Origin of the sequence: Oxynema mangrovii CENA135 (genome assembly GCF_016632315.1) — a bacterium.
GTDB classification, from domain to species: domain Bacteria; phylum Cyanobacteriota; class Cyanobacteriia; order Cyanobacteriales; family Laspinemataceae; genus Oxynema; species Oxynema aestuarii.
On record NZ_JAEOXH010000001.1, the window covers coordinates 385435 to 405307 of the forward strand.

The 19873-nt window shown below is 53.1% G+C and carries 13 protein-coding genes and 3 pseudogenes; 9 read left to right on the forward strand and 7 right to left on the reverse strand.

Annotated features, from left to right (window positions below; genetic code table 11):
* Positions 1-217: 217 nt before the first annotated feature.
* Positions 218-649 carry a universal stress protein gene (locus JJD41_RS01515; protein WP_200664405.1) on the forward strand — a complete coding sequence of 144 codons (432 nt, stop codon included), beginning with the start codon at positions 218-220 and terminating at the stop codon, positions 647-649.
* Between the two features lie 8 nt (positions 650-657).
* Here the strand turns inward: JJD41_RS01515 and JJD41_RS01520 are convergent, their stop codons facing one another.
* A complete protein-coding gene (locus tag JJD41_RS01520) occupies positions 658-2424 on the reverse strand; it encodes a ShlB/FhaC/HecB family hemolysin secretion/activation protein (RefSeq protein ID WP_234488461.1) in 1767 nt (588 codons plus the stop codon).
* Between the two features lie 613 nt (positions 2425-3037).
* On the opposite strand from JJD41_RS01520, the pseudogene JJD41_RS01525 reads away from it, so the two are divergent.
* The 5 genes and pseudogenes from JJD41_RS01525 to JJD41_RS01545 all read left to right on the forward strand — a co-directional run bounded on the left by JJD41_RS01525 (position 3038) and on the right by JJD41_RS01545 (position 8813).
* Positions 3038-3640: pseudogene (locus tag JJD41_RS01525) on the forward strand (IS607 family transposase).
* 37 nt (positions 3641-3677) lie between these two features.
* Positions 3678-4742 (forward strand): annotated as a pseudogene (locus JJD41_RS25595) (RNA-guided endonuclease InsQ/TnpB family protein).
* A 143-nt stretch (positions 4743-4885) separates the two neighbouring features.
* Complete coding sequence (locus JJD41_RS01535) at positions 4886-7453, forward strand: CHAT domain-containing protein (RefSeq protein WP_200664406.1); 2568 nt, start codon at positions 4886-4888, stop codon at positions 7451-7453.
* Between the two features lie 104 nt (positions 7454-7557).
* Positions 7558-8001 carry a metal-sensing transcriptional repressor gene (locus JJD41_RS01540; RefSeq protein ID WP_200664407.1) on the forward strand — a complete coding sequence of 148 codons (444 nt, stop codon included), beginning with the start codon at positions 7558-7560 and terminating at the stop codon, positions 7999-8001.
* Between the two features lie 200 nt (positions 8002-8201).
* Entirely contained in the window at positions 8202-8813 is a 612-nt protein-coding gene (locus JJD41_RS01545) for a hypothetical protein (protein ID WP_200664408.1), read from the forward strand.
* 20 nt (positions 8814-8833) lie between these two features.
* On the opposite strand, the gene JJD41_RS01550 is transcribed toward JJD41_RS01545, so the two are convergent.
* From JJD41_RS01550 to JJD41_RS01560, 3 genes and pseudogenes are all read right to left on the reverse strand, one after another.
* Positions 8834-8980 carry a hypothetical protein gene (locus tag JJD41_RS01550; protein ID WP_200664409.1) on the reverse strand — a complete coding sequence of 49 codons (147 nt, stop codon included), beginning with the start codon at positions 8978-8980 and terminating at the stop codon, positions 8834-8836.
* Positions 8967-9584, reverse strand: a pseudogene (locus JJD41_RS01555) (type IIL restriction-modification enzyme MmeI); the annotation flags it as partial. The pseudogene JJD41_RS01555 and the gene JJD41_RS01550, both read right to left, overlap by 14 nt.
* A gap of 375 nt (positions 9585-9959) precedes the next feature.
* Entirely contained in the window at positions 9960-10394 is a 435-nt protein-coding gene (locus JJD41_RS01560) for a hypothetical protein (RefSeq protein WP_200664411.1), read from the reverse strand.
* 722 nt (positions 10395-11116) lie between these two features.
* Here JJD41_RS01560 and JJD41_RS01565 point away from each other — a divergent pair.
* On the forward strand, positions 11117-11647 hold the full coding sequence (locus JJD41_RS01565; RefSeq protein WP_200664412.1) for a pentapeptide repeat-containing protein: 531 nt from the start codon (positions 11117-11119) through the stop codon (positions 11645-11647).
* A 124-nt stretch (positions 11648-11771) separates the two neighbouring features.
* Here the strand turns inward: JJD41_RS01565 and JJD41_RS01570 are convergent, their stop codons facing one another.
* A complete protein-coding gene (locus JJD41_RS01570) occupies positions 11772-11951 on the reverse strand; it encodes a hypothetical protein (RefSeq protein ID WP_200664413.1) in 180 nt (59 codons plus the stop codon).
* 13 nt (positions 11952-11964) lie between these two features.
* Between JJD41_RS01570 and JJD41_RS01575 the strand changes: the two genes are divergently transcribed.
* Positions 11965-15087: a PAS domain S-box protein gene (locus JJD41_RS01575; protein ID WP_200664414.1), complete on the forward strand. Its 3123-nt coding sequence runs from the start codon at positions 11965-11967 to the stop codon at positions 15085-15087.
* Here the strand turns inward: JJD41_RS01575 and rimM are convergent.
* A complete protein-coding gene (gene rimM, locus JJD41_RS01580) occupies positions 15084-15746 on the reverse strand; it encodes a ribosome maturation factor RimM (RefSeq protein ID WP_200664415.1) in 663 nt (220 codons plus the stop codon). The two genes, JJD41_RS01575 and rimM, sit on opposite strands and share 4 nt — an antisense overlap.
* Before the next feature lie 4 nt (positions 15747-15750).
* Positions 15751-17031: a valine--pyruvate transaminase gene (locus tag JJD41_RS01585; protein ID WP_200664416.1), complete on the reverse strand. Its 1281-nt coding sequence runs from the start codon at positions 17029-17031 to the stop codon at positions 15751-15753.
* Between the two features lie 603 nt (positions 17032-17634).
* Between JJD41_RS01585 and glgP the strand changes: the two genes are divergently transcribed.
* On the forward strand, positions 17635-19863 hold the full coding sequence (gene glgP, locus JJD41_RS01590; protein ID WP_200664417.1) for an alpha-glucan family phosphorylase: 2229 nt from the start codon (positions 17635-17637) through the stop codon (positions 19861-19863).
* Positions 19864-19873 lie beyond the last annotated feature (10 nt).

A 19873-nucleotide genomic window follows, 5' to 3' on the forward strand; every position in this document is an offset into this window, starting at 1 on the left:
CAGCAAATTCGATTCTTCGCCGGGGCGATCGCCGTCAGCGTTACGAGCTCCAACGCTCCACCGACTCGCCCCGCCAACCCCTCGCCCTATAATCCCGACAGGAATGCCGCTAAACTATCCTGTGGGGTAATTTTTTTGGGAAATTCGGGGATCGACCTTGCCCCAGTATGCGGGCGCTCCCGCTAGCCCGTCCCCGCAATCCTTTTAGGAGACTTCCGTGATTAAAACAATTTTAGTAGCTCTCGACGCTTCCAATTTATCCGAGTCAGTAATGGCGAGTTTGCACGAACTGCAATTAGAAAACGTCGATAAGATCGTCCTCTCCCACGTGTTGAGCGAACAGAACCCCGATCTCGAACTGGCCGCCGATCGCCCCCACGGCTACGCCGACAACCTCGCCTACCGCCAGATCGAACAACAACTGCAAGCCTATCAAGAACAATTACCCTGCCCCAGTGACATCGAAATCGTCACTGGAGATCCGGCAGAAGAAATCGTGCGTCTGGCCAATATCTACAAAGCCAATTTAATCGTGATCGGCAATCGCGGCTTGACCGGATTAAAACGGATTTTACAAGGGTCGGTCAGTTCCCAAGTCTTAGAAGACGCGCCCTGTTCCGTGTGGGTCGTCAAGCCGCCCGTGGCCTGAGCGATCGCTCAAAACGGATACACTTGTAGCGAGAAAAATAGCCCGCTATCTTGCAAGGAATCCCCGCCGTCGTCCGCATCGGTGAGGGGCAATCCCCAATCGACCCGGGCGCTAAAATGGGGCGCATTCCAGCGCAAGCCCAATCCCGTACTGACGAGGGTATTCGGCGAGGGAATGCTCCCACTGTTATTCCAGACGATGCCCGCATCCACGAAGGGAGCGACTTCGACTACCCCCAACCATTCTGGCCCGGAGAATACCGGAATGCGAACTTCCAGCGAACCGATCGCCCCGTTATCGCCGACTCGTTGGTTCTGACGGTAACCGCGCACGGTATCGACGCCGCCGATACTGAACTGCTCCAACGGTAACAGCGAGTTGGGGGTGAGCTGGGTGGCGACCCGGGCGACGCCGACCACGTTTTTACCTAAGCCTTGCACCCATTGAAATTGGCCGATCCAACTGATGAATCGACCGTCCGGGGTGTCGTCGTTGCTGGTCGCCCCCAAGATATCCAATCCGAGGCTGAGTTGCGATCGCGCCGCCAGAACCCGGTTGGGACTGCGACGCACCCAATCCCCACTCAAGCGCAGTGCGGTGACTTTCGATTCCCCTTTTTCCGGCCCTTCGGAAAAGGAAAAGGGGATATCGTCTAATAAAAACGTGCGACTCTGACGCCAATCGAGGGTCAATCCCAATGCCAACTCCTCTGTGGAACGGCGGACGATCGGCTGGCGGAACCCGAGGGAAACGGTTTGGGTTCGTCCCTTGATGTCGAGTTCGTCGAAGGGATTTTCGACAATGGTGCTGCGGCTGTTGTTGTAGCCTAACTGTAAGGTGCCGTCCCGAGGGTTGAGGGGGATCTCGTAACGGAAGTTATAGTCGTTGACCCCTTCGGTGCGTCCGTATTCGAGATGGAGGCGATCGCCGAATCCGAGTAAATTATTATGGTTCAAGGCGGCACTGTAGCGGATCGAACCGACGGTGGGCGAGTCGTTGTTGTCGATCCCGAGGGAACTGCCCAAGGCAGACGCCTCGCGCACGTCAACGGTTAAAATGCTGCGTCCCGGCGTGGTTCCCGCTTTGAGATCCGCTTGGACGGAACGAATGCGCGGGTCGAGTTGCAACAGTTGCAAGGCTTGTTCTAATTGTTCGATATTCACCGGAGGTCCGGCAGCTATTCCGAGGCGATCGCGCACGTAACTAGTTTTCAGACGATTTAACCCGGCAATTTCGATCCGTTCTAACTCTCCCTCCACTGCTTGAATGCGCACGACGCCATCGGAGACATCTTGAGGCGGTAAAAAAGCTCCCGAGGTCATGTAGCCTCTACGGGTATAGAGATCGGTAATCGCCGTGCGAATCGAGAGCAATTCCTCGAAGGAGAGCGATCGCCCTTCGTAAGGCGCCACGACGGGGGCGAGGTCTTCAGCCGAAAACACTGTATTGCCCAATACTTCCACCCGAAGAACCTCGACGGTTAGATCGGGGGCGGTGGGCAGGTTCTGCCCTGGGGTCGGGACGGACTCCAAAATTTCGTTACCATTAGGAACCGAAAGATCGCCGGGTAAAGGTTGCAGGTCGCGGCGATCGCGATCGATCGTTCCCGGCGGAATCGATTCCGGGGGGGCTTGGCTGAGAAATTGGCGCGCGAAGATACGGGCGCCCGATTCCCCAGGGGCGATCGTTTGGGCGTTCGCCAACGGCCCATCCAGGTACAGTAACAGGGCGATAACTGGAGAAAGTTGAGCAAAGAGAGCAAAGATCGATTTCATAGCTGGGGAGTCCCGATGAGAGAGAACGGGCGATCGCACCCTATTTTTAAGAATAATTTGGCGTTTTCTGTTATTTCTTCGCCGAAAAAGTAGGAGAACCGTTTAGATTTTAGATTTTCTTGGGGGGGAGTGGGCAAGAGGGAAGAGGGCGCCGGGAACGGTCAGGATTGCCTCAGACGTTCCAGTTGCAGGCTTAGCAGTCCCTTTTCATCTATAGCGATTCTCAATTCTATGAGGTACAGAATTGGGCTGGTAGATTCCCGCTTACGCGGGCATCACCGATGGATTGAGGTAAAAGCTAAAAGCTAAAAGCTAAAATTCCTCAACTTAGGGGATAGAGAAAGATGCGCCCAAGTTAAAGAAATGAAATATTAAGCTATCTGCGCGAATATCCGGTTAAATTAAGGAGAGTTGGGGAAAGAAAATCGTCGGTCAAGCGATGTCGGTGATTCCCTCGCGATAAAGAAAAAACCGTTAAAGGTTCTCTAGCCGATCGCCCGTTTTTTCCCGAATTTTATGGCAAGTTGGCGATCGCGGCGAGGGCTGGAGACAGAGTTTAAATTTCTCACTAAAAATTTTTAAGCTTACTCATTTTTTAAGCCATAATCAGATTATGAGTAAGTCTAGCAGTTCCGAAGCCGCAAAAATCAAAGGAGTATCACCATCGACATTAAGACGTTGGGAATCAGAAGGGAAATTAATCCCTGAGCGCACGGCGTCGGGGCACCGGAGATACTCTATGTCTCAATTGCTCGGTGTTGAATCTCATAGAGCGTACACAATCGGTTATGCACGAGTCAGTAGCCACGACCAGAAACAAGACCTAGAACGTCAAAAGGAAATTATTGAATTGTTCTGCGCTCAAAATGGTTGGGAGCATGAAATTATCCAAGACTTAGGCTCTGGGATGAATTACAGTAAGCGTGGGTTAAAGCGTCTTCTGAGGTGAATCACATCGGGTGAAATCGACAGACTGGTTCTTATCCATAAAGATAGATTACTTAGATTCGGGGCTGAACTGGTGTTCAGCATCTGTGAGCAGTTGGGTGTAGAGATTGTGATTATAAATCGGACTGAGGATGCCAGTTTTGAGGAAGACTTAGCCAACGATGTGTTAGAAATCATTACCGTGTTTTCACCTCGTCTTTATGGTAGCCGAAATGGCCAGAACAAAAAGATGGTTGAGGAGTTAAGAAAAGTCAGTGAAAAGCTTTAAGACCAAGCTAGACTTAAATAACCGACAACGAACGCTGATGGCGAAACACGCAGGAGTAGCTCGACACGCTTGGAATTGGGGACTCGCTACCTGTCAAGAAATATTAGAAGCCGGAGGTAAACTCCCAACCGCCATAGACTTACACAAAAGATTAGTCGCCGAGGTAAAAAGTCAGAATCCTTGGTACTATGAAGTCTCCAAATGTAGCCCTCAAGAAGCGTTGCGTCACGTCAATAAATCGTTTAAGCGAGTTGGGCAAGTCAAAGGAACAGGTTTGCCCAAGTTTAAGAAAAAGAATGTCAAAGATAGTTTTTACCTGGAAGGAAGCATTAAAGTTTCCGGTTATTGGGTGAAGCTACCTCGGATCGGTTGGGTAAAAAGCCACGAACAATTACCGCCAGTCCATCCCAAAAATGTCACGATCGGTAAACGAGCAGGGGACTGGTATATTGCCTTCAAAATTGATTTTGAACCCCAGCCCACTTTAAAAGGAAGAGAGCGGATTGGGGTAGACGTAGGAATTAAAAGGCCACCCTGAGCGATGGTAAAACCTATGCCAACCCAAAAGCTTATCGTCAGGCTCAGAAAAAACTAGCCCAACTCCAGAAAGAACTAAGTCGCCGTCAAAAAGGAGGTAAAAACCGAGAAAAAACTAAACTCAAGTTAGCTAAAGCCCACCGACGCATCGCCGATATGAGAGCCGACCATCTACACAAGTTAACAACTTACTTAGCCAAAAACCACGGTGAAGTGAAAAGTGAAAAGTGAAAAGGGAAAAGGGGAAAGTGAAAAGTGAAAAGTGAAAAGTGAAGACTTAAATGTGTCAGGGATGCTCAAAAATCACAAGCTGGCTGGTGCGATTGCGGATGGTGGGTTTGATGAGTTCCGTCGTCAGCTTGAGTATAAATGCGAGTGGTATGGGAGCAAATTAACGCTGATTGACCCGTGGTATCCCAGTTCGCCGATCTGTTCTAAGTGCGGACACCGACAAAAAATGCCACTGGACCGAAGACAGTATGATTGTCCGAACGGTCACGTCTCCATAGATCGTGACTTAAATGCGGCAATTAATGTAGAAAACGCGGAGAGCTCAGCCGTGTAAGCAAGCGTGATGGAAAGGTCTCGGAAGATCCAAGCTAGGAACTAAAGATCAAATGATTAAGTTTGAGTAAGTTTTAGAGAGCGGAAATAGACAAATTGTGAAAGTCGGGGTCGCGGTTTGTAAGAACGGAGTCAAAAATAGGGATGGGAATTCAAAAAATACTGGGGTTATTTCTCGTCAGTTTACTGTTGACGATCGCCGCGCCCGGGATTCAGGCGATCGAGGGAGCACGGGCGAACGCCCAAACTCCTCCGGTTTCGGTTTGGGTCGATCGCGGGATCGAACGTTACGACGCGGGGAATTATCCGGAGGCGATCGCCTTGTGGGAACGAGCGCTGTCGGACTTGTGCGCGGGACGCAACTGCAGCTCGTCCCTGGATGCGGCGACGATTCACACCAATTTAGGGCGCGCTTACCGCACCGTCGGCGAACTCGATCGCGCGATCGCCCAGTGGGAAAGCGCTTACGAGATTTACCGACAACAACCGCACGGGGGAGGGCGCGATCGCGCGATCGCCGCCGCGATCGCCGATCGCGCTCAGGCTTACAACGATCTGGGCCAGCACCAACGGGCGATCGAACTCTTGACAGAAGCACTAGAATATGGTATTGAAGTAGGCGATCCGGCAATCCTGGCGGGGATTCGAGGAAGCTTGGGAAACGCTTACTGGGGCGCGGGGGACTATGAGGCGGCGATCGAGAATCTGTCCCAAAGTTTGGACGACGCCCGCGAAGCCGGACAGACCCCTTACGCCAGTTCGGCCCTCAATAATTTGGGGAACGTTTATCTGAGTCGGTCCGATCGCCTGCGCTATCAAGCCAACGTCGCCGAGTTAGAAGGGGACATTCGCGAAGCCCGACAGTTGGAAGAGATCGCCCGCAAAGACCTCGATCGCGCCCGCGAAGCCTTTGAAGGCAGCCTCGCCGAAGCAAAATCTCTGGGGGGCATCGCTCAAGTCCACGCCTTGTTAAACCTCAATCGGGTTCTGCACGAACTGGCGCCGACGCCGATGGAACGGGAAGCCATCGATACGGCGATCGCCCAAAACCGCGATCGTGCGGCAATCTTACTCGCAGACGAACCGGATTCGCGCGATAAAGCTTTTGCCCTGATTAATTTAGCGACCTCCGGCGATGCAGTAGCATGGCCCGGTTCGGACAATAGCAACCTGTTGGAACAGGCGATCGCGATCGCGCGGCGGATCGGCGATCGGCGGGCGGAATCCTTTGCCCTCGGCAGTTTGGGGCGACTCAACGAAGTCAACGGAGATCGCGATCGCGCCATGGAACTGACCCGCGAGGCGCAATTTGCCGCCCAACAAGTGAGCGCCGCCGATAGCCTCTATCGCTGGCAGTGGCAAGCCGGACGCCTGTTAGTGGCCCAAGGAAAACCGACCCAAGCGATCGGCGCCTACCGCGAGGCGATCGCCACTTTACAAAGTATCCGCAGCGATATCCTCGCCGCCAATCCCGACATTCAATTCGACTTTCGCGATTCCGTCGAACCGATTTATCGCGAATTAATCGCCCTGCTGCTCGATCGCGATCCGGAAACCGCCGTCAACGCCACTTTTAAATCTACCGAGTCCCCTTCCACCGTTCGCGAAGCCCTCGACATTCTCGAACTGCTCAAACTGGCGGAATTGCGTAACTTTTTTGGCGATGACTGCGTGGAAGTCGCCCGGGATGGGGCTAATGACGAAATCGACCCGCAAGCGGCGATCGCTTATTCGGTGATTTTGGGCGATCGCACCGAATTGATTTTAGACCTTCCCGGCGATCGACCCGGACGACGGCGCCTCACCCGCCATCCCGTCGAAATTTCCGCCGCACAATTACAACAAGAGATCGATCGCTTGCGCCAATTGTTAGAAAAACGCGCCACCGACGAATATTTACCCCAATCTCAAACCGTTTACGATTGGCTCGTCCGTCCTCTCGAAGCGGATTTGAACGGTGCCAATGTCAAAACTATTTTATTTATTCAGGACGGGGTCTTGCGGAAAATTCCGATGGCTGCACTGCACGACGGCGAACGGTTTTTAATTGAAAAATACGCGATCGCCACGACCCCGAGTCTCAAGGTCACCAGCAACAGCCCCCTACGACGGGAGGGACTGCGATCGCTCACATTAGGATTGAGTGTCGAACGCCCGCCCTTTGCTCCTTTGACCAATGTGAAAGCGGAAGTGACCGAAGTCAATCAAATCCTCGGGGGTTCTAAATTACTCGACGAAGAGTTTACTTTAGAACGGTTACGCCAACAATTAGAAAAAGGCAATTATCCGATCGTTCACATGGCAACTCACGGCAAATTTGGCGCCGATGCGAACAATACGTTTTTACTCGCGTTTGACAATCGCATTACGATCGAACAATTGGATAATTTATTGCGCGCCTATCGAAAAGAACGCCCGGTGGAATTGTTAACTTTAAGTGCTTGTCAAACGGCGGCGGGAGACGATCGCTCCGCCTTGGGAATTGCCGGGGTTGCCGTTCGCGCCGGAGTCAATAGTGCTTTGGCGACGTTGTGGTTTATTAACGACCAAGCGACGGTAGAGTTAATTGAGGAGTTTTATCGTCAATTACAACGACCGGAAATTAGTAAAGCTGAAGCTTTGCGTCAGGCACAATTAAAGTTAATTGGCATTCTCGATTACAGCCATCCGGCGGTCTGGTCGCCGTTTATTTTAATCGGCAATTGGCAGTAACTGGCGCGACGGAAGCGCTCCCGATTGGGAGCCTTCCGTGACAAGTTGAGTATTTTGCACTACCCTGTAGGAAAGTGTTAAGTTCAGCCCCCCGCCCCTCGCCGATGATGGTATCCGATTCTTCCAGGGATAACAGCCCTACTCACAACTCCGAGTCTGGAGAGGACTGGGCGGGCGATCGCCACGTCTCCGGTCATTCTCATCATAGTTCTCACACTCACGCTCATCCTCACGTCCACAGTGAAGAATCTTTGCGCCGTCTCGTCAATCGCCTCTCCCGCATCGAAGGGCATATTCGCGGCATCAAGCGCATGGTACAACAGAGCGATCCCTGTCCGGACGTGTTGATTCAAATTGCCGCCGTGCGCGGCGCCCTCGATCGCGTCGCCCGGATTATCCTGGACGAACATTTGAGCGAATGTATCACTCGTGCGGCAAATGAGGGCAACATTGCCGACGAAATCGAGGAACTGAAAGCAGCGATCGATCGCTTTTTACCCGGAGAAGGGACGAAGAAAAACACCGGGAAACGCGGCTCTCAATCCTAATGATTTCGATATTTTCTTCGTTAATAGCACTTAGTGTGGAGCGATGCCCACCTCAATCTAAAATCTAAAATTCTTATTGTTCGTCGGGAACGCCGAATCGGGAAAGCAGATTATAATAACAGCAACCTATTTTCCGGTTCGATTTTCCGGTTCGGAAAGCGAGGAAAGACTGTCTGTAACAACGACCAGAGCGGTTTCTCATGGCGCAGGTTTACAGTACGCAGGAACTCATCGAAATCTTGGCGGAGGAACGCCGCGCTTGTTTGCAAGGAAAGCGCCTCAATTTAGCGGCGAATCCTTCGATTGGGTTACCCGCGATCGACTATTTTATCAAACCGGAAGCGGTGCAGAAATTCAGCGCCTATCAGGATTTTAAGGCAACGGTTCACGAATACCAGCGATCGCACCAAGTTTCTGGTTTAATTTGGCAAACTCTCACGGTCAAGGGGAAAACCCTGCAACATCCCCGGGTTCACGATCAATTAATTGCTCTTCCCGGCGATCTGGAAATCTTGAAAGCGCACAAAGAGGAGTTGCTGGAGTTTTGGGATGCAGTGACGGCGGGGATGGATTTATATTTAAGTTTAAATGGCGGCAAAGATCACCGCGCAATCGGGCGATCGGATGTAGAGGCGATCGCTCGTAAAACGGAATGGGGGATCGTTAGTAAATGGGAAAAAGGTAACTTTTTAGAAATGCTCCTCCAACTCGGTTGGGGTCAGCCGCAACATGCCTCCTACCGACGCGGATGGCCCGAATCCGGTAGCGAATCCATTCACGCCGTCCGTCCCGGGGAAGAACCGATTTGTTAAGATTCACTGAACGAGGTTGATTAACTGGCGATCTCTCCTAATTCGGCATTATGCCAGTAGGTGATATTCTCGTCTCGACGACTGATGAGAATTCCCAGAAATTCCAGACTTTCTAGATGTTGTAAAATCACTTTCTTCTTACGTCCGGCATTTTTAAATTGAGCCACCACTTGTTCGAGATCGCATTAAAAATCCGGCGACTTGGTGGGGTTCTTGGGCTTGTTCTTCGAGAGATTTGGCGAGTTTGGCTAAATCGGCGGCGACTTCGCGGGTGACGCGGGCGCTGATTTTTTCGGGGTTGCGTTTTTGCGGATCGGTGAAGATATCGACGAACAGATCGAAAATCTCGGGGTCGCGCAATTGGTTGAGGGGGATCGTTCGTCGGGCGCCGTAGCCGCCGTAGTCGCCGCTAAAGCCGAACCAAAGGTCGAAGTGCAAGCCAATGTCACAAGTGAACAAAAAGGGCGGTTGGCGATCGAGGTCGCGGGTGTAAGAGGAGGCTTGGACAAATGCCTTTTTCATTTCTTTTTTATACCGTTTGGTGCCGCGTTTGGCGGTGCCTTTATTGCTTTGGGTTCCGCCTTGTTTGGCTTCGATGAGAAAGTGGTCGGCTTTATAAAAGTCGGCGAAACAGGTGGTGACTTTTCCACTGGGATGGGGGATTTTAACGTCTTTCTCAAAGCAGTAACGATCCCCGGGAATGCTATTTTTCGGCGGTGGTGGTTGGACGCGGAGGGTTTCGCACAAGTCGCGAAAGAACGAGTCTTTGTTGGCGCTTTCGTCACCACTCTACCGCTGCCATTGGGTGAGAAATTTCTCGACTTGGTGTTGATTGACCTCGTTCATGCTCGGACTCGCAGTGAAGGTACTTTTTAGTATACTTCGATTTCGCGGGAATGCTGCAATCGGAGGTCTCAACTGGGCCTGGCGGGAGTGTGGGTTATGAGTTGAAATTTTGAGAATCTGCAAGATCCGGTAGGTGCGATCGCCTGTTCGCTATCGAGGGGAGATCTTGCCAGAGGAAAAGAAGCGAGAGGGAAAGAAGTAGAGATGCACCCAAAACGACCGCGTCAAATCATCGTCGAGGGGATGATTGTATTTGAGGCGATCGATGAAATCGGAACGTTACGGATGAAATGTTCCAATTTAGTAGGTGGATTCGTACCAGATTTGTTCGCCGTTTTCGTACACCTCTAAAGATGCTCCGACCATGTAGGTGTACTCGTTGCCATAGTCGTCGTAGGTGGTCGCCATATAATAGCCACGATCGGTAAAGGTAACGCCATATACGTTGACCGATTCGCCAGTGGAACGGTTGACGCCATAGTAAAAATAATCGCCGTTCCCATCTTCACAAATATAGGCGTAATAGGTATCGGTGGTGAAGGCTTCTATAGTGGTAGCACGAGGACATCCACCTTGAGCGATTAATAGTTCTTCGGTCGCAGCAGAATTAGAAGTTTCTGCAACATTCGAGGTGGGAGAAAGGGCGACAGCAGGCAAGACGGGCATCAATAAGCCGACGGTGGCACCGACTAAAGCGGGTAGATTGAACCCTTTGACGAAAGATTTCGAGATCATGGAATTTTCCTTATGGTTGGTGTATCTCGGATCTTTCATAACTAATTTAGATCGGGGGTGTCAAGGGCCTTTTAACTTTGTATTGTAAGTCACTTTTGGGGTTTACATTTTGTAATTTTTTATTGTTATTTCTCCACAGTAATTCTCTTGAAGCCGAGCTGTTGTTGTTAAAATTTGCTGACGTTTAATGCTTAAAATAAATTTGCTTTTAACTTTTATTCGACGATCCTCACTCGGAAATGCTCGGCAGAAACCTTGGAAAATTGGAGGTTTATGGATTTTTTAAAAATTTTGCGATCGCCCCCAACTTTTGAACCGATCGCACGAAACTTTCAAAACATGGATCGCAAAACTCTCGATAAGTTAGAATGTTGAGGAAGGATAGACCCAATTTAATCCGTGTTAAAAAGGGGATGAATTGTTCTTGTTTACGTAAAAATACTGGCTAAATCCATCGTTACATTTCTTATCTCAGTAAAAGTAGCTAAATTGAGCGGGTCGAGGGTGGTGGAGTTTCTCAGGAGGCGAATGATGGTTACTCTTTAGTTGGGGCAACCCAACGGTTGTAACGATTTGTCAGAGAATTGGAAGATCGCCGGGGATTGCAGACGGAGCGATCGCCGAACAATAGACAATAGACTTAATAAAGTTTTAAGATTAAAATCAAAACTTGGAAGCGATTCTTTTGTGGATTTGGAGCATTTAAAAAACTAATAATAACCATGAGTAAAGCGACCAACCCCATACCGATCGCCCTAGCCGTAGTTGTCATCGCCCTCGGTACCTCTGCCCCCGCACGGTCTCAAACTGAGGACTTGGCCGAACGCTTTTTGCGCGGGGAAGTCCGTAACTGCCAAGGATGCAATTTGGCGCAGACGAATTTAAGTAAAACCATCCGCAAAAACGCCCGTTTGAGACAAAGCAATTTAAGGGGAGCCGATCTGAGCGAGAGTAATTTTGAAGGGGCTTATTTTACCTGCGCTCGTTTGAACGGTGCCAATTTAAGCAATAGTAATTTTGCTTTTGCCAATTTCGTAGATGCGGATTTGGTAGGAGCCAATTTAGCGGGGGCAGATCTACGTTATGCCGATCTCAGTGGGGCCGATTTAACCGGAGCCAATTTAAGTGGGGCGAAGTTAGACGGCGCCAAACTCTGGGATGCGGCGACGATCTACGATGGCAGCCAAGATCTCGACCGCATCGAGCGATCGCCGAAAACGGCGCGAGTTCGCTGTGAAGCTGCCGACACTTGAGCGGCGATCGCTCCGCAAACGGGCAGGTCTCGATCGCCCCGAATGGCGAGGGGTTGAGGTTGCCGCGAGACTATCCCCGAACCGGAGGGAGGAGGAAACGAAAGGTGAAAATTTGTTACATTCATTAACATTGGGGGGAACCTGCCAGCAATCTCGGAAGACAGGGGACAATAACTGGGGGCGGGAAAGGTAAAGAATATTGCAAATTGTAAATCGTTTCTCTTGAGGGGAAACTATCTTCCCGAGGGTGGACGGCGATCGCGGGGGACTCGGCGATCGCAGTGGCAATAATTTTTTTTTCCAAGCCAAAGTTAGCGATGCAATTAGAAGTACAATTCCGTAGCGCGGCCAGCCCAGAGCAGGCTCAACCCCACGTCCGTTATCACTTGTGGACAGAGATGACATCGAATTTACAGATGGGGTTAGGGGCAATTGTCGAGACGATCGCCGAAGGGGCGATCGTCAAAGATGTGGCCAATCGCTGGTTGTTCGCCAACGATCGGGCGCTCGAACTGTTCGAGCTAAAAGGATTGGACTATCGCGGTAAAACCGACAGCCAATTGATGCGCGAACGGGAAAGCTGCCGACCCTACTTGTCGCTGTTCGCCGAACTCGAAACTACCGCCAAAGCCACGCAAACCCGGGTCGATCGCCCCCTAACCCTGACCCGCTCCGACGGAACGACCGCACAAATCCAAGTGCGAGCCATCCCGTTAGCCGCTCCCAATGGGGGGGCGATGGGAGTGGCGATCGTGGCGGGAGCCAACGGCTCGAATCCACCCGCGATCGCCAAAGCCGGGGACTCGCAGACGTTGTGCGATTTTGCCGATCGCCTGCCGTCGCTGTTCTGGGGCGCCGACCCGACGGGCGATCGCCCCTTCTTCAACCGCGCTTGGCTCGCCTTTACCGGACGCCCCCTCGAACGAGAACGGGGGCGCGGCTGGTTAGAAAACGTCCATGAAGACGATCGCGCCGCCTGTTGGGAAAACTACTGCCAGGGCTTAAAAAGCGGAAAAATTTTCGAGCTGCAGTACCGCTTGCGCCGCCACGACGGGCAATATCGCTGGATCTTGGACATCGGCATTCCCCAAAATCGCCCAGATCGTAGCCGGGAGGCGATCGCCTATGTCGGGTCTTGCGTCGATATCACCGATTCCCTGCACGACAGCTTCGCCTACCGCCAGCAAGTCCAAGATCGGCTCGACAACAGCGAAGCCAAACATCGCGCCTTGGTCGAAGCGATTCCCGATCTGATTTTGCGAATTCGCGGGGACGGCACGATTTTAGAGTACAAAGACGCCCCCGAACACGCCATGCCTACCCTGTCCGACGTCCAAGTCGGACAGCATTTAACCCAAGCCTGGCCCCCAGCCGTCGCTCGCGAGGCGATGGGTCACATCGAACGGGCGATCGCCTCCGGGAATATCCAAACCTGGGAATATCAGCTCCAAATTGACGGTCGCTGGCGCCACCGAGAAGGTCGGATCGTCCCTTACGCCGAAAACGAAGTGCTGGCGATCTTGCGCGATATCACCGATCGCAAACAGGCGCTAGAAGCCTTGGTGCGCGTGACCCAAGCGGTAGAAAGTACCACGGATGCGATCTCGATTGCCAATTCCGAGGGCAGTCAAATTTATCAAAATCGCGCCTTCGGTCAGTTATTCGGCTATCCAACGGTAGCGGAATTCAACAAGGAAGGGGGATTGCCGATCTTGTTCGAGGATCGCGCCGTCGCCGAGACCGTGTTAGGGGCGATCGCCGAGGGACTCCCCTGGAGTGGTCGCGTCAGCCAACGATCGCGCGACGGTCGGCGCCTGAAAGTCCTACTGCGGGTCAATCCTATCGAAGACGAGACGGGTCAGACGATCGGCTCGATCGCGATCGCCACGGACTTGACCCAACGCCGACAAGTGGAAGCCGCCTTACGCAACTCCCAACAAAAGCTGTCGTTGCACTTACAACAAACACCCCTCGGCGTGGTCGAATGCAACTTGCAAGGTCGAATTCTCGAATGGAATCCGGCGGCGGAAGCGATTTTTGGCTATCACAAAGACGAAATTATCGGACGTTCGATCGAAGTTTTGCTTCCCGTGTCTCAAATCGATTCGGCCCGGGAACTGTGGCGCGAACGCCTCGAACAGAAAGGGGGCGCCTGTTGCATCAGCGAAAATGAAACGAAAGACGGCAGGCGGATTATTTGCGAGTGGTACAATACGCCGTTAATCGGTCGCGACGGCGAAACGATCGCGATCGCCTCGTTAGTCCAAGACATTACCGAACGAGTGCGCGCCGAACAAGCCCTGCGCTATCAAAGCCAGCGCGAACGCTTGGTCAGCGCCACCCAAGCGCGGATCCGCCAGTCGTTGAAGTTAGAGGAAATTTTAGAAACGGCGGTGAGTGAGGTGCGCCAGTTGTTGGAGTGCGATCGCGTCGTCATTTATCGAATTATGAGCGATCGCCGGGGCAAAGTGATGACTGAAGCGGTGGCGCCGAATCAAGTTTCGATTCTCGGTCAGGATTTCGACGAGGAAATCTTTCCCACCTCTTGTTACGCGCGCTACCGTCGGGGAACGGTCCGGGCGATCGCCGATATGGAACGGCAGCACGTCCCCGAATGCTTGATCCAGATGCTCAAACCCTTCGGGGTCAAAGCGAAAATGATCGCCCCGCTTCTGGTCGAGTCCAAACTTCCCCATCGCACCACTCAACACGGCGAACCCAATCCGATCGCCGAAAGTCAAGACGGCTTGTGGGGTCTGCTCGTCGCTCACCACTGTCGCGGACCGCGCGACTGGCAACCCTTCGAGATCGAGGTCTTCGAGCAGCTTTCTACCCAACTGGCGATCGCCATCCAGCAATCGATCTTATTTAAAGAATTAGAAGTCGCCAACGAAGAGTTACATCGCCTCGCCAGTCTCGACGGTCTGACGCAAGTTGCCAATCGCCGTACTTTTAACGAGTATTTAGACCGCGAATGGCGGCGCACGATCCGCGATCGGGGGACGATCGCCCTGATTTTGGCGGATATCGATTATTTTAAACGCTACAACGATACTTACGGCCATCAAGCGGGCGATCGCTGCTTGCAACAAGTCGCCCAAACCCTCGATCGCGCCGTCAAGCGTCCCGGAGATTTAGTCGCCCGCTACGGCGGCGAAGAGTTCGCGATCGTCCTTCCCAATACCTCTTGTGAGGGAGCGATGACCGTCGCCAGCAATATTCGCACGAGTGTGAGAGGTCTGGAAATCGCACACGAACAGTCGCCCATGAACTGGGTATCTCTGAGTTTGGGGGTGGTCGTCTGCCAACCGAGGCTCAATTCCCGCAGCGATCGCGCCTTGGCGGTGGCCGACGGCGCCTTATACGAGGCCAAATCCCAGGGACGCGATCGCGCCATTTTAAAAACCGTCTCCCTGCAATCCCTCGCCGCCAATTCTTAGCCCTTGTCCGACTTGCGCGATTTCCCCGACTTGCGCGATTTCGACGACTGGGGCGATCGCGCGTTGACCTCCAACAACCCCTCCGGCGGCTCGATTTCCAAGCGCCCCGCCTCCAAGTCCACCACCGGGACGATCTCGCGCACGAAGGGAATATAAATCGGCCCCGCCGTCCCTTCCGCCTCGAACCCGCCGTGAGGAAGAACCACGAGCAAATCATGCCCCGTCGGGATCAAATCCACCACGGTTCCCACCGCCGTGCCCGTGCGCCCGTCGAACACTTCCAACCCGATCAGGTCGCGCACGTGAAATTCGTCCGCTTCCAAAACCGGGCGATCGCTTTGGGGAACGACAAAAATGCAGCCGCGCAGGGCTTCGGCGCCGTCGCGATCGCTCACCTGCGCCAACTGCACCACGTACAGCCCCTTATTCGGGACAAAATACCCCGAAATTAACTCGACGGGTTCCGGTCGGGTCTGTCCCGGATAGCGCAACCAGCGCCGTCCCGGTTGCTCGAACCGTTCGGGAAAATCCGTAGACGGATAAACCCGCATTTCCCCCTTCAATCCTTGCGCGGCGACCACTTTACCAATTTCGATCCATTCGTCCAACTCCGGGGCGATCGCTTCTGGAGAGGACCGTTGACGACGCTCTCGATTCATCTTGTTAGCTCACCGCCGCACGAGCGTAAACACTTTCGGTCATTTTCGCCAGGCGCTGCATCCCGGTCCGCAGTTCGTCGGCGCTAGCGGTCAAGCTGATGCGGATGCACTGGTGTTTGTGAGCCCACTCCTCGCGCAATCCGGGGAAGAAGGTGCTACCGGGAACGACGATTACGCCGACTTCTTTGAGTTTTTGATAGAATTCCCAATCGCTCATCGGCAGGTCTTTTAACCACAACCAGGCGAAGATCGCCCCTTCGCCGCGATGGAGGAACCAGGGGAGGTCTTTGGGCATCGAGGCATCGAGGGTACTTTCGAGAATCACAAATTTTTCTTGATAGTGAGGACGAATGACCGTTTCGGCAATTTCGCCCAAGGATCCCGAGGCGATCGCCCGCGCCGCGATCGCCTGTCCGTAGCGGGGGGAGTGAATACACAAATTCGTCTGGAAGGATTCTAAAATTTGGATGGCTCCTTCGTCGGCGATCGCGATCCCGATCCGTTCTCCGGGTAACCCGGCTTTCGACAAGCTCATTCCGTGAATGATATTGCCCCCAAACGCCGGAGTCATCTCGGTAAAGTTCAACGCCGGGAACGGCGGTGCGTAAGCGGAATCGACAATCACGGGAACGTCGTAAGGGGCGCCGAGATCGGCGATTTTTTTCAGTTCTTCGTCGGTCAGCACGTTCCCCGTCGGGTTGCACGGACGGGAGAAAATCACGCAGCCCGTGTTTTCGTCGATCGCCAGTTGGTTGAAGTCCGGACGGTATTTAAAGCGATGTCTGGCTTCGTCGATTTCGAGGGTCGGTTTGTAAGCGACGAGGGCTTCGGGAACCAGACTGATGCCCCCGTATCCGGTATAGTCGGGACTCAAGGGCATCACCATCCGCTTGAGTTCGCCGTCGGTGGTGCGTCCGGCGAAGGCGTTGGCGGCGTAGAAGTAGAGGGATTGACTGCCGGGGGTGATTAAGATGTTGCGATCGCTCAAATTCAACCCGTAGCGTCGGTTAAAATCTTGTTTGACCGCTTCGATTAACGGTTGGTAGCCTTGGGAGGAACCGTAGCGACAGACGACCTCGCCGTATTCGGGACTGGCGAGCAGTTCGGCAGTACAATCGCGCCACAGTTGTTCGACTTCCGGCAAAATCACCGGATTGCCCGCACTCAAGTTAATGAACTCTCGCCCTTCTCCGGCTCGTAGGGTTTCGATAATGTCTTTCATAATGGCTCGCACGCCAGTCAGGTGAGACATCTGTTCGCCGAATTGGGTCAGGGCAGGGTTCATAGGTTTTGCGATCGGGGAAAAGGACTTGTTTTATTTTAATAATTTAACGATTCTAGCCGATTTTCGACCCTCGCGATCGCTTCGCCCCAGACCCGTACTGCGGGTGTTCGCCGACCCTCGCCGAGCGCCCGGAACTCATCGGTGTGGTTTTCGTTGATTTGAACTGATTTTTTGGATTAATTTTTATTGAAATGGATGACTTTCGATCGCTCCCGTGCCGATCCCTACCTCGTTAAAATTTCCAGACGCGATCGCCTACTATTTCACAACTCAGAAAACCCCCCAATAAGTCAACAACTCCGTACAAGATAAACGGGATTTTATAAAAGTTAAAAAAAGATAAAATTTTTGGTTAAAATTTAGGGCTTAATCTGTGTAAGAATTGACTGACAGCAACGAGTCAAGAATCGCAAGTCCCGGTGTAAAACCTCAAGAACCTAGAGAGACCTTCCCCTCAACAAACATCCCCTCCATCTAAAACGAGTCGCAGATGGAGAGCTTTTTCCAAATGCCGTTACCATTGCGGAACCGATCGGTTACCGAAGTCCAAAGATTCTCGATCTGTCGAGATCGAGAACGAGCAAACCGTAAGAGAGTGAACTTATGCAGAATTCTATCGTGAGCCAATCTGCCAGCACGGCTGTGGAGCAACTGCGCGAGAAATTACCCTACACCCTCAAACCCCTCGCCAATATTGCCTATAACTACTGGTGGTGTTGGACGGGCGATCGCATCTCCATCTTTCGCAATATCGATCCCGAAGCCTGGGATCGCTTGGAACACAATCCCGTTGCGATTCTCAAATATGCCGATCCCAACCGTTTGAGCCAATTGGCCAGCGATCCGAGCTACATCAAACGGGTGGACAAAGTCGCCCAACAGTTCGATCGCTACATGAACGAGCCGCAAACCTGGGCCAGTCGCGTCGCCCCACAAATTTCGCGCGATCGCCCCGTGGCCTACTTTTGCGCCGAATTCGGCATCCACGAATCCTTACCGATCTACTCCGGCGGCTTAGGCATCCTCGCCGGGGATCACCTCAAATCCGCCTCCGATTTGGGCGTACCCATGGTCGGCGTCGGCTTGATGTACCGTCAGGGCTACTTCCGCCAGCGCCTGAGCGTCAACGGGTGGCAAGAAGACTATTACATCGATCACATCTTCGAGGACATGCCCTTGCAGTTGATGACCGACGACAACGACGAACCGATTCTCGTCGAGATCGAACTGCGCCAACGTCGAGTCAACCTGCAAATTTGGCGGGCCCAAGTCGGGCGCGTCAACCTCTACCTCCTCGATACGGACCGCGATGATAACGACCCGATCGATCGCTGGTTGACCGGACACCTCTACGGCGGCAACCAAGACACCCGAATCGCCCAAGAAGTCGTCCTCGGGATCGGTGGGGTCCGCGCCCTCAAAGCCCTCGGTATTACCCCTTCCATCCACCACCTCAACGAAGGTCATGCCGCCTTCTCCACCTTGGAAGTCGCCCGCCAAGAAATGATCGCCACGGGTAAATCCTTCTACGATGTCGAAGCCTCGGTGCGCGAGCGTTGCGTCTTCACGACTCACACCCCCGTTCCCGCCGGACACGATGCGTTCTCCGGGGATTTGATGGAGTCGTATTTCTCCCACTACTGGCCCGAACTCGGTCTCGACCAAGAACAGTTTATGGCCTTGGGCGCCCGCCGTCTCGGCGACCCGTGGGAACCGTTCGGCATGACCGTGATCGCCTTGCGCTTGTGTCGGACGGCGAACGGGGTTTCCAAACTGCACGGGGAAGTTTCGCGCAAAATGTGGAACATTCTCTATCCCGATTCCCCGGTGGATAAGGTGCCCATCGGTCACATTACCAACGGCGTCCACGCGCGTACCTGGACCGCGCCGATTATGAGCGACTTGTACGCCCAATATTTCGGCGAGGACTGGTCGAGTCGCATGGCGGACCCTCAAGTCTGGGCGAAGGTTCACGAGATTCCTGACGAGGAGTTGTGGTGGCGTCACCAATTGCTCAAAGAGCGCTTGATTGCCTACACTCGCAATAAGATTCGCCAGGCTCGCGAGGAAGCGGGTGAAGACCATTACTGGATCGAAAATGCGAATCAGTTGCTCGATCCGAATGTGTTGACCATCGGGTTTGCGCGCCGCTTCAGTACGTACAAGCGCGGTTATCTGTTAATGCACGATACGGAACGAGCCCTGCGGATTTTGACGAATATGGATCGTCCGGTGCAACTGCTGTTCGCCGGAAAAGCTCACCCGGCGGACGAACAAGGCAAGCGGATTTTGCAACGCTTGTTTGAATGGTCGCGCCAGCACCCGCACTTGCAATCGCGAGTAGTCATCGTCCCGGATTACGATATGTACACGGCTCGCAAGTTGATTCAAGGGGTGGATGTGTGGTTGAATACGCCGCGCCGTCCTCTGGAAGCGTCGGGAACGAGCGGTCAGAAGGTCTGTTTTAATGGCGGCTTGAATTGCAGCATTCTCGATGGCTGGTGGTGCGAGGGCTATCAAGAAGGCCCCGACGGTAAGGGTCTCAACGGTTGGGCGATCGGTGAAGATGCCCACACGAGCGATCAGGACTTGCAGGATAAAATCGATGCGGAGTCGCTGTACAAGTTGCTCGAAGAGGAGATCGTGCCGTTGTATTACGATCGCGACGCCAACGGGATTCCCCACGGTTGGATTCGGATGATGAAAAAATCGATCGAGACTAACGGTCAGGCGTTCAATACGGATCGCATGATTGGGGATTACGTGGCGAAGGTGTACGCGCCGGGAACGGCGATCGATTTGACCCAACTGCGATCGAGCGTGTTGGCTTAGGGGTTGCGAT

Excerpts from the sequence above, each read along its gene's own strand:
- JJD41_RS01520 (WP_234488461.1), bottom strand. The coding sequence starts at position 2,424 with ATGAAATCGATCTTTGCTCTCTTTGCTCAACTTTCTCCAGTTATCGCC.
- JJD41_RS01535 (WP_200664406.1), top strand. The coding sequence starts at position 4,886 with ATGGGAATTCAAAAAATACTGGGGTTATTTCTCGTCAGTTTACTGTTG.
- JJD41_RS01540 (WP_200664407.1), top strand. The coding sequence starts at position 7,558 with ATGATGGTATCCGATTCTTCCAGGGATAACAGCCCTACTCACAACTCC.
- JJD41_RS01545 (WP_200664408.1), top strand. The coding sequence starts at position 8,202 with ATGGCGCAGGTTTACAGTACGCAGGAACTCATCGAAATCTTGGCGGAG.
- JJD41_RS01560 (WP_200664411.1), bottom strand. The coding sequence starts at position 10,394 with ATGATCTCGAAATCTTTCGTCAAAGGGTTCAATCTACCCGCTTTAGTC.
- JJD41_RS01565 (WP_200664412.1), top strand. The coding sequence starts at position 11,117 with ATGAGTAAAGCGACCAACCCCATACCGATCGCCCTAGCCGTAGTTGTC.
- JJD41_RS01575 (WP_200664414.1), top strand. The coding sequence starts at position 11,965 with ATGCAATTAGAAGTACAATTCCGTAGCGCGGCCAGCCCAGAGCAGGCT.
- rimM (WP_200664415.1), bottom strand. The coding sequence starts at position 15,746 with ATGAATCGAGAGCGTCGTCAACGGTCCTCTCCAGAAGCGATCGCCCCG.
- JJD41_RS01585 (WP_200664416.1), bottom strand. The coding sequence starts at position 17,031 with ATGAACCCTGCCCTGACCCAATTCGGCGAACAGATGTCTCACCTGACT.
- glgP (WP_200664417.1), top strand. The coding sequence starts at position 17,635 with ATGCAGAATTCTATCGTGAGCCAATCTGCCAGCACGGCTGTGGAGCAA.